Source organism: uncultured Polaribacter sp., from assembly GCF_947503875.1.
Classification (GTDB): Bacteria; Bacteroidota; Bacteroidia; order Flavobacteriales; family Flavobacteriaceae; genus Polaribacter.
On sequence record NZ_CANNFH010000002.1, the window covers coordinates 511,740 to 527,571 of the forward strand.

The window sequence follows — 15,832 nt, forward strand, 5'->3', positions numbered from 1 at the left end:
ACTGTTTTACCATAGATGTAAACCGGTTTTATTTTACAATTTGGTAACTAGCCGTTGTTTGTAAATTTCATAACCTAGAAAACCAAATAAGACCGCATATTCTATAAAAATAAAATATAAATTTTCTTTCCAAGGATTGTTGGCATAGGCTTGATAGGATAAAATAATTACAAAAGACCAAACCACAGGAAATTTGTATTTGGTAAAAACACACAAAATTAATGGCGTAGCTACATACCAAGGATGGACAGTTGTGGCTGTAAAATAATAAAAACTTAAGCCAAATAGCATTGCAGTAATTAATGCTATAAGTGTGTTGTTTTTTCTGAAAAAAGTAAGGTAAATTAAGAAGACAATCGTTAAAATGGGCGTTATTTTGCCAATAATGGCAATCTCATTATAACCTCTAAATAAATACCCGATTTCTCTAAAAATGTAATAGAAACTGGCGTTGAATTCGAAATTTCTAAACCATAAACCAACTGAATTACCATAATTAGCAATTAGGTTATTGGAGTAAAATGGAGCAAAAAACAAAATTGTAGTGCCTAAAATTACACTATAGAAAAGTATTAAATTTTTAATTCCTTTTTGGGTTGGTAACCATTTTCTCGAACTGTTGTTATTCAGGAATTGATAAAATAAAGGTAAAAATAAAAGCGGTATTAATTTAACAGAAACAGAACATGCAATTAAAATTCCGGCAAAAATCCATTTTCTTTGGTGTAGTTGATACAGTGCCCAAACTAAAAAGAATAACATTACAGACTCGAAGTGTAAATTCCCTGTCATTTCTATAATAACAAAAGGATTTAATATGTACCAAAAGATATTTTTTACAGGAAGATGTAGTCTTTCCAATAATTTTTTTCCAAAATACAAAATACCTAAATCTGCAGCTATAATTATAATTCTTAATACAATTACAGCGCCAAAAATACTTTTGTTTGCAAATACTGCTGCAATAAAAAAACAAAGCTGATTTAATGGTGGGTAATTGGTGTAATGACTTCCGTTTAAAGCGCCCATTCCTTTATAGAGCGCATTTGCCTCTGCAATGGGCTGTAAATTTTGTGCTATATAAGTTTGTGGTAAAGATAAATAAGGATTTAAATCGTTTAAAATCATACGACCATCCCAAATAAATCGATAAAAATCTTGCGATAAGTTAGGTGTGGAAAATAAAAAAATAAGTCGGAATAATATGGCAATTGCCGCTAAGTTTCTAAAGGTTAGTTTTTCATTTTTTAGAAAGAAATAAAAGGCACTAAAAAGCACAATCCAAGAAAAACTAAGCACATAAAATTGAGTTCTTTCTAAAAAATAGGCAACAAAGAAATAGGTAAATATACTTAATACAGTTGCAAAAACAACCTGATATTTTTTAAGCCCAACCATTATGCTTTAGAAAAGACAGACTTTACAAAAACGTATCCAAAACCAATAAAAAGCATAAAATGAAAAGGAAATAAACCAAAATCTCCACCTTGGTTACCCACTATAAATGCACTGTACATGCCAAATACAAAGTAAATGGCTAAAATACCTTCTAAGATTACATGCACAGATGGTTTTTTCTTAATGTATTTGTTGTTTTTCCAGCCATCTTTTATAGACTTAATATTAAATTTTGGTGTTCTTACAAATTCACTTTTTTTACCAAAATGCCCTTCTAATACAGCAATAGTATTATGCAAAGAAAAGCCCATGGCAATGGAGAAAAAGGTAAAAAAAGCACCAATATATTTAAAGAAATTTTTTAAGCCACCACCATAAATATTTTTATACATGTGCCAATAGCAAATAAAGAATATTAAAGAGCTTATTACAAAAAAGCTCATCACATAAAAGTACATTTTAAGGTGTGCATATTCGTTTTTAATGTACAACATAGGTATGCTTAAGATAGCAACTAAAAATATGCAGGTAAACATAGAGCTATTTAAAAGGTGTAGTAAACTATGTATTTTAGTTTTAAAAGAAACGTTTTTACTTTTGATAACACGTTTCATCATTTTTTGAAAATTCTCTGCACCACCTTTATTCCAACGAAATTGTTGCGATCTTGCAGCACTAATTATTACAGGCAATTCCGCAGGAGTTTCCACGTGTTCTAAATATTTAAATTCCCACTTTTTAAGTTGTGCGCGGTAACTTAAATCTAAATCTTCTGTAAGTGTATCTCCTTCCCAATTGCCAGCATCATAAATACATTCTTTACGCCAAATACCAGCTGTTCCATTAAAGTTAATAAAATGCCCTTGGCTATTTCTACCTACTTGTTCTAGGGTAAAATGAGCATCCAAAGCAAAAGCTTGTATTTTTGTTAATGTTGAATAATTTCTATTGATATGCCCCCATCTTGTTTGTACAACACCAATTTTATCGTTTTTAAAATAAGGTACAGTTTGTAATAACCAGTCTTTTTGTGGTAAAAAATCTGCATCAAAAATGGCAATAAATTCTCCTTTAGCAATTTTTAAACCTTCTTTTAAAGCACCTGCTTTAAACCCTTTTCTATTGGTTCTTCTAATATGAGAAATATCAATACCCTTTTCTTGAATTATTTTAATTTGTTCTGCAGTAGTTTCTACAGATTCATCTGTAGAATCATCTAAAACCTGAATTTCTAGTTTGTCTTTTGGATATTCTAATTTGGCTATATTTTTTAAGAGCCTTTCCATAACATACAATTCGTTATAAACAGGTAATTGTATTGTTATATAAGGAATTTCTTTTTCTTTCGAAAAATCTAGTTTTTCAGATGTATCTTCTTGTTTTTTAGATTTTAAGTAATTAAAAAGAAGGTTTAATTGCGCTAAAGCATACATGAATATAAGCAATAATGCAACAGAGTAGATTACAATGATGATGTAGGATAGAACCATTATTTAAAGCTATATTTAAAAATCCAACTTAAGATTTTTATTCCGGCAAATATACTACCTTTTACGGTTCCTGAAACTTTAGATACTCCAATTCTGTTTCTGTATTTCATAGGTATTTCTGTGTAAGAGAATTTTTGTTTTAAAGCTTTTAGTTGCATTTCTACAGTCCAACCATAGGTTTTATCTTCCATATTAAGCGCTAAAAGTTTTTTGTATTTTATGGCTCTAAATGGTCCTAAATCTGTGAATTTTGCACCAAAAAAAAGCTTCATTAAAAAAGTAGCTAACCAATTGCCAAAAATTTGTTGGGGTGTCATAGCACCAACTTCTCTTAACGCTTTAACACGTGCACCAATTACAAAATCAATATTATTTTTTGTTATAGGTGCTACTAGTTCTGTAAGTTGTTCTGGATAATCAGAATAATCGCCATCTAAAAAAACAATAATATCTGGTTTAGTCTCTTTATTGGCTATGTATTCCATACCTTTTAAACAGGCATATCCATAACCTTTTCTGTTTTCAGATAAAACAGTTGCACCTGCGTTTTTTGCATTTTGTTCCGTGAAATCTGTAGAATTATTGCTTATAACAACAATTTCCTCAACAGAATTAGGGATGTCATTTATAACATTTGCAATAGAGTCTTGCTCGTTGTAAGCAGGAATAATTACGTTTATAATAGGGTTCATTTATCTTAAGTCTTTTAGACTATTGTCTTCTCTAAAAGAAGAAAAATCTTTCCACTCATTTATCTTCTTTCCTTTTTTGTACTTGGAAGCTTTAACGAGTTTTTTTTGTTTATAAATTAAGCAATAGCCATTTTTTTGATTTTTTTCTAATTGGCATTTATGGTTGATGTTCCCTTCAATATCATAAAATAACCACCAATCTGTTTTAAAACCTTTTTTAAAATGACCTTCTTTTTCCTTCTGTTTATTTTTGCGATAAAAGTACCAATATTTTACTTCTAAATTGTCTTTATACCATCCTTCTTTTTCAAGGTTTCCATTGCTGTAAAAAAACTTCCAATAACCCGTTTTTTCATTATTTAAAAGCCAACCTTGTTCCTTTATTTGGCCATTCTGATAAAGCGTTTTTTTGAATGTTTTTTGGGCAACTAAAGTGGGAGTTACACAAAAAATAAACAATACAATAAACAACTTTCTAAAAAACATTAATTCTAAATTTCGTTTTAATTTTACTTCAAGTCCCCTTCCCTTTGGGAAGGGCTAGGGATGGGATTATGGGACTTTGTAATTATTTATTATTTACCAAATCCATTAAGTTTACATCATTCCCTAACAAAACATCTGTTGGGTTAATTCTTCCTGCTTCTGGTCCGTTTTCTAATTTTAAAACTCCTCTTGGGCAAACTGCAGAACAAATACCACAACCTACACAACTAGATCTTACAATGTTTTCTCCTTTTTGGGCGTATGCTCTTACATCAATTCCTTGTTCACAGTAAGTAGAACAATTTCCACAAGAAATACATTGCCCACCATTTGTTGTAATTCTAAATCTAGATTTAAAACGTTGTACTAAACCTAAATAAGCTGCTAAAGGACAACCAAATCTACACCAAACTCTATTACCAAAAATAGGATAGAAACCAGTACCAATAACACCTGCAAACCAAGCACCAATTAAAAAGCTATAAGTGTCTTTAATCCATTGAGATTTTATGCCTAACAAAGACTCTGCTCCAGAGAAATAACAGTACAATGTAACCAAAGTCATTACTAAAGAAAATACCAAAACAGCATGTATTAACCATCTTTCTAATTTCCAAGCGTTTAAGCTTTTGTTAGAATGTTGTCTGTAAGGATCTCCAAGAGTTTCTGCTAAACCACCACAACCACAAACCCAAGAACAGTACCATCTTTTTCCAAAGAAATACACCATAACTGGCACAATTATTAAGGTTAATACAATTCCCCAAATTAAAATAAAAATTCCAATTCCTCCACTGTTTTTTAAGTTTTCAATATTCCAATCAAAGAAAAAATCATAATCTAATGGAAATGCATTTTTAAAATCGTAACCAGGCATATTTAAACTAGTCATAATTTCTGGGATTAAAAAAGCAAAAACTATTTGAAAGAATAAAACAGATATGGTTCTAACAATTTGGTATTTGTTGTGTCTGTATTTAATAAACATTCTAACACCCATGGTTAACATTATAGTACAGTATAAAAAACCGTATACAAACCATTGAGATGCTGGCCCACCATTTAGAGCTTTACTAATTGGATCTAAAATAAAGGTCCAGTTTACAGCGTAATCTGCCATAAAATAAAGTACCAAATAAAACGTAACTAAGTAAACTAAAACCAACCAAGCAATCCAACCTCTATTGGTGGCAGATTCTAAATAAATACCATCATTTTTTATGCCAGGTTTACCTAATAAAACTAAGTTTGGTATAATAAATAATAGTGCTCCAATAATACCTAAACCAAAGGTTAAGAACCACATTAAACCAGCATTTTCTTTTACAAAACCACTTCCTGCTTTTTTTGCTAGTTGATAACTTAATGTATGTGGTTTTCCATTTATTTTATATTGGTATTGCTCGCCTTTTTTATCCCAGTTTTTTGCTGTATCGTATTTTGCAATTAATTCGTCATAATGAGCATTGGCATTGGTAAATGCATTTCTCGCTTTTTTAGAAAACTGAAAAATATTTAAAGATTGCTCTGTAACTATTGCTTTAGATAGTTCTTCTTTTATTACTTCATTCTTGTAGCCCTTTTCTGCAATATAGCTATCTAATTCTTGTGGTGTAAAAGAAAAGTTTCCTGTAAAAATTGTTCCTGTAAAGATGGTTAGACCAATAAGAAAAATGGCTAAGCCTATATATTTTATAATTTTCAAAATCTGTAGTTTTAAGTAATTTGGATGATTTGTTATTTTTAAGCCTTAGAGAAAATACGTTTCCAGCTTTTCTTTTTTGATTGAATATTTGTGCCGTTTTCTTTGTTGAATTTAGCTACAATTTCTTGCTCATGTACTTTGTAAAATTCAGGATCAAAATTTGCATCTGCTAAATACTCTAAAACATGTTCTACAGATTGTTGTTCTGTAAGCCATTTGTCAAAAATTTCATGACGCATTCGAATGCCAAACGTATTAATACCTATAAATTTGTGTGTGTTTTTATCAAAAGAAATGGTAATGCACTTGTAATCTCTAGGGTGTTGCCACTGAAAATAAATTTCATTTTCTTTTTTTCCTCTTTCACTAAATACCCAACCATAAGTTTGGTACTCTATATCTAAAAACTTTGCAGAATTAAACCAATGTCCTGGTTTATATTCCGTTTTATTACCACAAATGGTTTGCGCTAAAGTTTCTCCCATCATTCTACCTGTGTACCAAACTGCTTCAATATTTCTGCGCTGGCCAATAGCTTCGTGCTGCTCTGCACAATCTCCAATGGCATAAACATCTGGTATATTTGTCTCTAAAAAACGGTTAACTTTTACACCACGTCCTAATTCAATACCAGAATCTTTTAAGAAACTTATATTTGGAGATACACCAGCTGTTAATCCAACAACATTACAAGGTATTTCTTCTCCCGTTTCTTCAATAATAATAGATTTTACACGGCCATTTTCATCTGCTTTAATTTCTTTTAAGTTGTTACTTAAACGCAAATCTATATGATGGTCTTTAATATGTTTGTTAATCATTTCAGATTCTTGAGCGGGCAAAACGCCATTCCAAAAACTAGTTTCTCTAACTAAAAAAGTAACGGGTATATCTCTACTTCTTAACATTTCTGCCAATTCAATACCAATTAAACCACCACCAACAATTACAGCTCTGTTGCAGGTCTTGTTATCTGGTGCATATTTTTCTAAATTTTCTAAATCTTGTTTATGGTACATTCCTAAAACACCCTCTAAATCTTGCCCTGGCCAACCAAATTTATTTGGTTTAGAGCCTGTTGCAATAATTAATTTGTCATATTGTAAACTTTCGTTATTAGAAAATTGTAATGTTTTATTTGCGGTATCTACCTGTTTAACAAAAGCTTGTTTCAGTTCGATGTTGTTTTTTTTCCAAAACCAGTTTTCATAAGGTTGGGTATGCTCAAATTTCATGTGTCCCATGTAAACATACATAAGGGCTGTTCTAGAGAAAAAGTATTCGGTTTCTGTAGAGACAATGGTTATTCTTTTATCTGAGTTTTTTCTAATATGTCTTGCTGTGGTAACGCCAGAAATTCCATTACCAATAATTACGATGTGTTCCATAGGTGATTGATTGTTGAGCATTAAGTCGAAGGTAAAGTTAATAACTTAATTATTATTTTTTAATTCAATGTTATTTAGAATCGTTATAAATAAAATTTATGGAAAAGTTTTGTAAGTTCATTTGTTTTGAGAAGACTTAGATGGAAATTAATAATAACAAATCAATTAATCATGAGAAATATAATTTCAAAAATAGCTTTTACTTTAATTCTAATTTTAAGTTTTACAGCTGTAGCTCAAGACAATAATCAAGATGATAATAGTGGAGCGAGTAACATTCAAATTTTTACACCATCTAAATTAATGGCCAAAGGGCAATGGGATATTAAATTTTTTAATAATTTATATACAGAAACTAAAGATTTATTTGGGCCAAATGGTGCAGAACAAGACATACTTAGACAAAACTTTTTTACTTCTACTTTAGATATATTTACAGGTGTTTCAGATAGTGATAGATTGAATTTAGGGGTATTGATAGAATACAGAACAAACACAATAGGTGGCCAAAGTGCAACATCTGTATTTAATTTTGCCGATAATAATCAATCAAGAAATGGTTTATCATCTTTTGCACCAGCAATAAAATGGCAGCCAATTAATGGTGTTGGTAACTTTTCTGTTCAATCTGCTTTTCATATCCCTTTAATAAGCGAAGAAACAGATGCAAACGGTGTTTTTTTAGACCAAACAGCATATCAATTTCAAAATAGATTCTTTTATGATTATACTTTGCCAGGTGGAGATTGGCAATTGTTTACAGAACTAAATACAGAGTATAATTTTGGAGAAGAAACAAGTTTTGCAAATGATACCTTTGTTTTAGCACCAGGTGTATTTATGAGTTACTTTCCTAGTAATAAATCTACAATATTAGCATTTGCACAACACTTCCAACGTTTAGGTTTAAATGATGAAGCTTTTACACAAGATTTTACAAGTTTAGGACTTGGTGCAAAATACCAATTAACAGATGTATATAACTTAGAGATTTTATACAGTAAATTTGTTAGAGGTACTGCAACCGGTTTAGGGCAGAGTTTTAACATTGGTTTAAGAGCCTTGTTTTAGTAAAAAGAATTAATTTAGAGGTCTTATGAATATTTTTAAAGGCCTCTTATTTTTTCTGCTCACTTTTTGTTTTGCTTGTAACAGCCAAACCAAAAAAATTAACGGAATTAGTTTTGTTGCAGCTAGAGATTCTATCAGTAAAAAACATATAATACCAGTGCAAAAGGCACAAGGCAATTTTGTTGCTTTGATGCCTTATAGTTATATAAGAAATATAGCAATACCTAAGATAGAATTTAATACACATAGAGAGTGGTTTGGCGAAACTGAAAATGGTTTGCTGCAATATGGCAAAGAGTTTAAAAAGGTAGGCATACAAATAATGATAAAACCTCATTTATGGTTAAGAAGAGGAGGTTTTACAGGAGATTTAAAACCAACTACAGAAGAGAATTGGCGCCTTTTAGAAACATCCTATAAAAGATATATAATAACTTACGCTAAAGCTGCCCAAAACTTAAACGCATCAATTTTATGCATTGGTACAGAGTTAGAAGAATTTGTTAAAGAAAGACCTGATTATTGGCTAAATTTAATAAAAGAAATTCGTGGTATTTATAAAGGTAAACTTACCTATGCTGCAAATTGGGACGAATATAAAAGGGTTACTTTTTGGAGCGAATTAGATTATATTGGTATAGATGCCTATTTTCCTTTGAGTGATAAAAAATCGCCTACTATTGCAGAGTACGAATTGGGTTGGAAAAGGCATAAAGACGAAATAAAAAGGATTCAACAGAAATTTAATAAGCCAATTTTGTTTACAGAATATGGCTATAGAAGTATAGATTTTAATGGCAAAGAGCCTTGGCAGGCAAATAGGGTACAAGGCAATGTAAATTTACAAGCTCAAAGCAATGCGTTGCAAGCAATACACAATCAGTTTTGGCAAGAAGAATGGTTTGCAGGTGGTTTTATTTGGAAATGGTTTCATAGACACAATAAAGTTGGTGGTGCAAGTAATAATAGATTTACCCCACAAAATAAACCCGCAGAAAAACTGTTACGTATATTACACAAACAGTAAACATGATAAATGTCTTATTTTTTTTGATAAAATGTTTTTAATTTTGGGTAGCACACAAAAAATAACATCATGAAAAAAATTATTGTACCTATTGATTTTTCTAAACATTCAGAAAATGCTCTAGAAACAGCAGCTTTATTAGCAAAAAAAGTAGATGCCTCTATTTATGTTTTACATATGTTAGACATAAAAGAAGTCAATTTATCAGAAAGCCCAAGTTATCAGCAAGAAAAAGCACTTTTTCTTTTAAAATTAGCAGAAAAAGAAATGCAAGAATTTTTGCAAAAAGACTACTTAAAAGACTTAGAAGTAGTTCCTTTAATTAAACATTATAAAGTTTTTAGCGAAATAAATGATATTGCCAAAGAAATTGAAGCAGATTTAATTTTAATGGGATCTCATGGCGCAAGCGGATTAAAAGAGTTTTTTATGGGATCTAATACAGAAAAAGTAATTCGTTTTTCTGAAACACCTGTTTTGGTTATTAAAAATAAACTTACAGATGTTAATTTTAACGAAATTGTATACGCTACAGATTTCTCTGAAAATACGATACCAGCGTTTAAAAAAATGTTGAAAATAGTAGACCTTTTTAACGCAAAAAAACACTTATTGTACGTAAATTTACCAAACGAAAACTTTAAGACAACTCCAGAAATGGATGCCTTAGCTCATAATTTTTTAATGAAAGCAGAAGGTAATATAGACAGACTTATAAACGTTAATTTTGTTTGTGCAAAATCTATAGAAAGCGGAATTTTAGATTTTTCAAATGCGCTTGGTGCAGATTTAATAACTACGGTTACACATGGTAGAAAAGGATTGTCTCATATTTTTTCAGGTAGCATTTCAGAAGATTTATCAAATCACTCTGCATTACCAATAATGACGTTTAAATTGTAAATAAACTAAATGAAATTTAAAAATCTTCTTTTTTTCTTAGTGATGCTTCCTTTTTTGGTTGCTTGCTCACAAGATAATGATGTTTTAGTATCTAGAAATTTACAACAGTTTTTAGATGAAAATAATACAATTATAGAAGACGGTGTTACTGCTTTTGCGGCAAATGCAAATGCGAATACAAACTTGGTTCATATATTTTATTTTCCAGAAGAAGGCGCTACAAATGTGCGGTATTATGAGTTAACAGACCCTAGTTTAGATGAAAATAATTTTGCCAATTATAGAAGACAAAGTTTAAATAGTCAAACTGTTTTTGGAGGTAAATTAGCAAGATTTGTGCGCGCTAGTGCTTTAGAAAGTTATTGTTTAGTTACTTATTTTTTAGATGGAGAACTCAAAATTTCTTCACCTATAAAATTACAAAGCCAAAGTAAAACAACAACCTACTCAGATAATGTAGTTATCAATTATAAAACAAGAATAGAACCCAATTTTACTTGGGAAGAGAGTAGCTCTGCAGATCACGAACGTTATTTTCAAGTAATTTCTAATGAAGAAAATAATTTTCTCTCGGGTACATTTACGAAAGAAACTTTTTTTCAATTTTATGACGAAGACAACGTAACAACAACCATAAATACAGAAACACCAAAGGCGTTAGAAGAAGATGAGGTTTACAACTTTACGATGATGGATATTGGTAAAGACAATTGGGTAACCAACATTATAGAAGAACAGTTTATACCAAGAAATTTAGAAGAATTTGTAGCGTTTAATCAAGAAAAAACATTGGCAGATTTGTTTGCTTTTGCAGCTTCTGCAAACGGGAATATAGAAAATACGTACATCTATTATTTACCTATAACAGATGCTTTTGATTTTAGATATTACGAAACAGAAAATACAGCTGTAGATAAAAACGATTTTTCTAATTATAGAAGAAAAAATCTAAGTAGTTCACCGCGTTTAGGAAATAGATTTGGTAGATTTACCAACAATACCTCAAAAGAAGTATGGTGTGTTGTAACGTTTTCAACACCAGATAATTTACATATTTCTGCACCTATAAAAACGCAAAACCTTAGTAAAGCTACAAAATGGACTACAGATGTTCTTATTAACTACCCAAACCCAGAAAGTTTAAGTCCTATTTTTACATGGATGGACGAAAGGGCTGCAGAAACAGAAAGATACCTGCAAATTTTTACAACAGATTCAAATGCTTTTTTATCAGGTACATTTACACAAGAACAAACTTTTCAATATTATAATGAAGCTAATATTACTATTGACGATAACATTCATACAGAAACTCCACCAGATTTAATATTAGATAATGAATATAATTTTTCCTTATTTGGTCTAAATGCAGATAATTGGACAAATTTAATTATTCAAAAAACATTTATAGCAGCACAATAAACATGATTAAAAAACTGTTTTTTGGATTTCTATTGTTCTACTTTGGAACATCTTTTGCTCAAAAAAATACAATTTCTAAAGTAATAATTAAAGGTGCAAAAAAAACAAAAACAGCCTATTTAGAAAAAATAGTATCATTTAAAAAAGGAGATTATTTAGACTCTTTAATCGTACAAGAAGATATTATTTTTTTAAAAAGATTACCAGCTATTAGAAATGTAAATTATGTTGTAAAAAAAGACCAGAAAAAGAATAGTGTTACGTTAGTCCTTAATTTAGAAGAAAATTTTACAGTAATACCAGATATCAATTTATGGACTACCACAAACCAAGAACTTGCCTATAAAATTGGCCTGTATGATTATAATTTTTTAGGAGCAAACAATACTTTTGGTGGTTTTTATCAAAAAAATATTTTCGATTCTTATGGATTAAATTTTAGAGCACCCAATTTGTTTTCTAAAAAATGGGGTATGGCTTTTAATTTTCAAAACTGGAAAAGTAAAGAACCACTTTTTTTTGGAAACAACACTGCCAATTATTTATACAATAACATATCTTTTGAAGTTTTAGGTTTATATCAAATAAATTTAAAGCACAAAATAGACTTTGGTGTTACCATTTTTTCAGAGAAATACAAATATCTTTCAGGAGCAGTAAGTTCTAATGTGCCATTAGAACTAGATTTAGATAAAACACTTTTAAAGCTAGTATACAATTACAACAACCTAAACTATTTTTATCAATACGTTAGTGGTTTTAAAAGTACACTTTATGCACAATATGTAACTACCACAAACGATTTTCAAAACCCTTTTTTAATTGCCTGGAACGATTTTTTCTATTACAAACGAGTAGGCCAAAAAGGCAATTGGGCAAACAGATTGCGCCTAGGTTTGGCCTCTAATGACGATACTCCTTTTGCACCTTTTGCCTTAGATAACAACGTAAATTTACGTGGTGTAGGTATTTTAATAGACAGAGGTACAGGTACTTTTGTTTTAAATACAGAATACAGACATACCGTTTACGACAAAAAATGGCTGGCCATACAAACCAATGTTTTTACAGATTTTGGTTCTTGGAGAAACCCAGGAGGAGAGCTAAGCGATTTTCTAAAATCAGAAAGTGTTCGTATTTTTTCTGGGTTTGGTTTGCGTTTTATCAGCAAAAAAGTATACAACGCCACATTTAGATTAGATTACGGTTTTAAAGTTTTCGATGGAAACAATAACGCCTACGGAGGTTTAGTTTTCGGAATCGGACAATATTTTTAAACAACTTTTTATTTGGGCGCCTGCCTGCGGTAGGCAGGTTTTAACAGGCTTTCCATTATATCTTTTTATTTCTGAAAAAAAATAAAAAGGATGCCATTCCAATCCCTAACGCAAAGGCATATTTACCAATAATAGTCTTACAAATTATTTTTAGTCTCTTTAAAAACGCATAGCTTTGTTTTTCTAAATATATTAAGAGAATGAGCACATTTGCAATTGGCGATATCCATGGAGGTTTAAAAGCACTTTTACAAGTTTTAAATCAAATAGAAGTTACAGAAGAAGATACGCTAATTTTTATGGGAGATTATGTAGATGGTTGGAGTGAGTCTGCACAAGTTATTCAGTTTTTAATAGATTTATCAGAAAAAATAAACTGTATTTTTATTAAAGGAAATCATGATGTTTGGTGCGAAAACTGGTTAAAAAACGGCAATGATGTAAATCCAACTTGGTTTATGCATGGTGGTAAAGAAACTATAGAAAGCTATGTAGGTTATACTTTAGCAGAGAAAGAGCAGCATTTTACCTTTTTTAAAAACATGCAAATGTATTATTTAGATACAGAGAACAGGCTGTTTTTGCATGCAGGTTTTACATCTATGCATGGTGTAACTAAAGAAACCTACACACATAAATTTTGTACAGACAGAACGTTGTGGGAAATGGCTTTGGTAATGGATAAAAATATCAATACAAACCATAAAAACTTCCCTAAAAGACTAAAGCATTATAATGAAATTTATATTGGGCACACACCAACTACAAATTTTGGTGAAACAGAACCAATGAATGCTGTAAATATTTGGAATGTAGATACAGGTGCCGCTTTTAAAGGGAAAATTACAGCCATGAATATTGATACAAAAGCCTTTTTTCAAAGTGATAATTTACCAGCTTTGTACCCAAATGAAAAAGGACGAAATTAATTACCAATCTTCATTTAAAGCAAAACAAAGTGAAGCCGAAAAATCTTATAATGTTTTTTAATTACGATTAGATATTATAATGAATCTAGGAACTAAATAATAGTCAGTAATTTTTACTGAAAGTATAGTGTTTTGCTTTATACGGACTGAAAGAAACTTTTAGTTAAAACCAAGACTCAATAAAATTACTGTTTGTCATTTTGAGCGAAACAAAGTGAAGTCGAAAAATCTTAGGATATTTTTTAAAAAAAAAAGCCAGTAACTATAGTAAACGTAGAACCTAATAAACTACTTTTTTTTGTTAAAAGGATACAGTTCTTGTTGTATAAAATCTTTAGGAAATTGATCATCATCACTAAAACCCAATTCAATATCTCTGCCAGAATAAGGTATATAATTGGTTTTAAAAATATAATCCCAAACACTTAAGGTAATTCCAAAATTAACACCTTTTTTACGATCTTCTGGTAGTTCTTTTGCATGGTGCCAAATGTGCATTTTAGGATTGTTAAAAATATATTTTAACCAACCATAATCCCAATTAATATTTGCATGATTTAAGTGACCAATAGTAATGTTAAAAAAATGTACAAATGCCACATCTTTTGCAGAAAAACCTCCAATTATTGCTAAAGGAATGTATTTTAGAGAATTATAAACTACAGGTTCCATCCAATGATAACGGAGGTGTGCAGCAAACCCCATTTGTTTTACAGAGTGGTGTACTTTATGAAAATTCCATAAAAAAGTATAATTATGCAGCAATCTGTGTGTCCACCATTGTGTAAAATCTACCACTATAAAAAAGATAAATATTCTTAAAGGAAAAGAAAGTTCGTTTAAAGCAATTAGCTGAAAACTTTCTATGGATAAACCTACTAAAGCCAAGCCATCATTAAAAACAGCAGCTGCAGAATTAGATAGCGCAATTAGCACAATTAAATTCAGTAAAAAGAAATTGAAAAACATATAAAAAGTGTCTAACCAAAAATCTTTTCTAAACAAAGATTGATTTTTACGCCAAGGAAAAACAATTTCTAAACCCCAAACTACAAGAGAAATTATAAGTAAACCATAAAAATAATTCTCCAAATTCAGTTCTAGTAAAACCGAGTTTTTTAGATAATTCCAGTAGTCGGAATAGGAGTTTTTTATAATTTCTAAATACTTATTCATCTGTTTTTATAAAACTTTTACCACTTCTTTAAAAAGTGTTATCATTTTAGGTTCTGCTTCACCAGCAATAGCTATAATTTCTGCAATATCTACAGGTTGTAAATTTTTAGGATCACATTCGTCGGTTAAAACAGAAATGGCTGCACAAGGCAAATTTAATTGTTTGGCAACAATAACTTCTGGCACAGTACTCATACCAACAGCATCTGTTTCTAAAATTTGCAACATTCTATATTCTGCTCTAGTTTCTAATTGTGGCCCTAATACGCTAGCATAAACGCCATTGTGTAATTTTATGTTTTGCGTTTTCGCTATTGTGTTTAATTTTGTGTTAATTGTATTGGAATAGGGCTCTAACATATCAGCAAAAATATTACCAAAAGTATTTGCGCTATTAAAAGCAAGGGGAGAAGTGCCTTGCAAATTGATATGATCTTCAATTAACATTAAATCCCCTTTTTTGTAATTTAGATTAATTGCACCTGCCGCATTAGAAATTAATAAATTTCTAATTCCTAAACCATGCATTGTTCTAATGCCATAGGTAACTTCCCAAGCATTGTAGCCTTCATATAAATGAAAACGACCAGACATTACCACAACTTTTTTACCAGATAATTCTCCGTAAATTAATTTACCAGAATGAAACTCTACAGTTGCCGTCGGAAAATTAGGAATATCTTTATACGAAATCTCTTTTTCAATGATTATTTCGTCTACAAGTTTTCCAAGACCTGTTCCTAAAACAATACCAATTTCAGGGTTTAAAATTCCTTTAAGCTTTAAAAACTCTATGCTTTCGTTTAGTTGTTTTTGTTTCATTTTTCAATAAAAAAGGTTGTAAAGTAAATGTTATAATTTGTTTTTT

14 protein-coding genes are annotated in these 15,832 nt (G+C 30.3%); 6 read left to right on the forward strand and 8 right to left on the reverse strand.

Translation table 11 applies throughout. The features are described from left to right. Positions 1–33: 33 nt before the first annotated feature. The 6 genes from Q0684_RS04670 to Q0684_RS04695 all read right to left on the reverse strand — a co-directional run bounded on the left by Q0684_RS04670 (position 34) and on the right by Q0684_RS04695 (position 7,159). Entirely contained in the window at positions 34–1,398 is a 1,365-nt protein-coding gene (locus Q0684_RS04670; RefSeq protein ID WP_299013118.1) for a mannosyltransferase, read from the reverse strand. Beyond that, on the reverse strand, positions 1,398–2,888 hold the full coding sequence (locus Q0684_RS04675; RefSeq protein WP_299013124.1) for a cellulose synthase family protein: 1,491 nt from the start codon (positions 2,886–2,888) through the stop codon (positions 1,398–1,400). The genes Q0684_RS04670 and Q0684_RS04675 overlap by 1 nt, the downstream gene beginning before the upstream one ends. Further along, entirely contained in the window at positions 2,888–3,580 is a 693-nt protein-coding gene (locus Q0684_RS04680; protein ID WP_299013127.1) for a glycosyltransferase family 2 protein, read from the reverse strand. The genes Q0684_RS04675 and Q0684_RS04680 overlap by 1 nt, the downstream gene beginning before the upstream one ends. Continuing rightward, the gene (locus Q0684_RS04685) at positions 3,581–4,066 is read right to left on the reverse strand and encodes a hypothetical protein (RefSeq protein ID WP_299013130.1); all 486 of its coding nucleotides are present in this window, start codon (positions 4,064–4,066) and stop codon (positions 3,581–3,583) included. 82 nt (positions 4,067–4,148) lie between these two features. Continuing rightward, entirely contained in the window at positions 4,149–5,771 is a 1,623-nt protein-coding gene (locus tag Q0684_RS04690) for a 4Fe-4S binding protein (RefSeq protein ID WP_299013135.1), read from the reverse strand. 38 nt (positions 5,772–5,809) lie between these two features. Next, entirely contained in the window at positions 5,810–7,159 is a 1,350-nt protein-coding gene (locus tag Q0684_RS04695) for an FAD/NAD(P)-binding oxidoreductase (protein WP_299013142.1), read from the reverse strand. Between the two features lie 171 nt (positions 7,160–7,330). Here Q0684_RS04695 and Q0684_RS04700 point away from each other — a divergent pair, with 171 nt between their 5' ends. The 6 genes from Q0684_RS04700 (at position 7,331) to Q0684_RS04725 (ending at position 13,788) form a co-directional block, all read left to right on the forward strand. Continuing rightward, positions 7,331–8,230: a hypothetical protein gene (locus tag Q0684_RS04700; protein WP_299013146.1), complete on the forward strand. Its 900-nt coding sequence runs from the start codon at positions 7,331–7,333 to the stop codon at positions 8,228–8,230. Positions 8,231–8,255: 25 nt separating this feature from the next. After that, positions 8,256–9,257 (forward strand): glycoside hydrolase, encoded by a 1,002-nt coding sequence (locus Q0684_RS04705; protein ID WP_299013150.1) that lies wholly within the window; start codon positions 8,256–8,258, stop codon positions 9,255–9,257. A 69-nt stretch (positions 9,258–9,326) separates the two neighbouring features. Continuing rightward, positions 9,327–10,160, forward strand: coding sequence for a universal stress protein (locus Q0684_RS04710; RefSeq protein ID WP_299013153.1), 834 nt, complete (start codon positions 9,327–9,329; stop codon positions 10,158–10,160). 9 nt (positions 10,161–10,169) lie between these two features. Further along, positions 10,170–11,582, forward strand: a complete 1,413-nt coding sequence (locus tag Q0684_RS04715) for a hypothetical protein (protein WP_299013156.1) — start codon at positions 10,170–10,172, stop codon at positions 11,580–11,582. A 2-nt stretch (positions 11,583–11,584) separates the two neighbouring features. Further along, entirely contained in the window at positions 11,585–12,859 is a 1,275-nt protein-coding gene (locus Q0684_RS04720) for a POTRA domain-containing protein (RefSeq protein WP_299013158.1), read from the forward strand. 200 nt (positions 12,860–13,059) lie between these two features. Next, positions 13,060–13,788: a metallophosphoesterase family protein gene (locus Q0684_RS04725; RefSeq protein WP_299013161.1), complete on the forward strand. Its 729-nt coding sequence runs from the start codon at positions 13,060–13,062 to the stop codon at positions 13,786–13,788. Between the two features lie 288 nt (positions 13,789–14,076). Here Q0684_RS04725 and Q0684_RS04730 read toward each other — a convergent pair whose 3' ends face one another. Further along, positions 14,077–14,964, reverse strand: a complete 888-nt coding sequence (locus Q0684_RS04730) for a sterol desaturase family protein (RefSeq protein ID WP_299013163.1) — start codon at positions 14,962–14,964, stop codon at positions 14,077–14,079. Between the two features lie 6 nt (positions 14,965–14,970). Beyond that, entirely contained in the window at positions 14,971–15,786 is an 816-nt protein-coding gene (locus tag Q0684_RS04735; protein WP_299013167.1) for a purine-nucleoside phosphorylase, read from the reverse strand. Positions 15,787–15,832 lie beyond the last annotated feature (46 nt).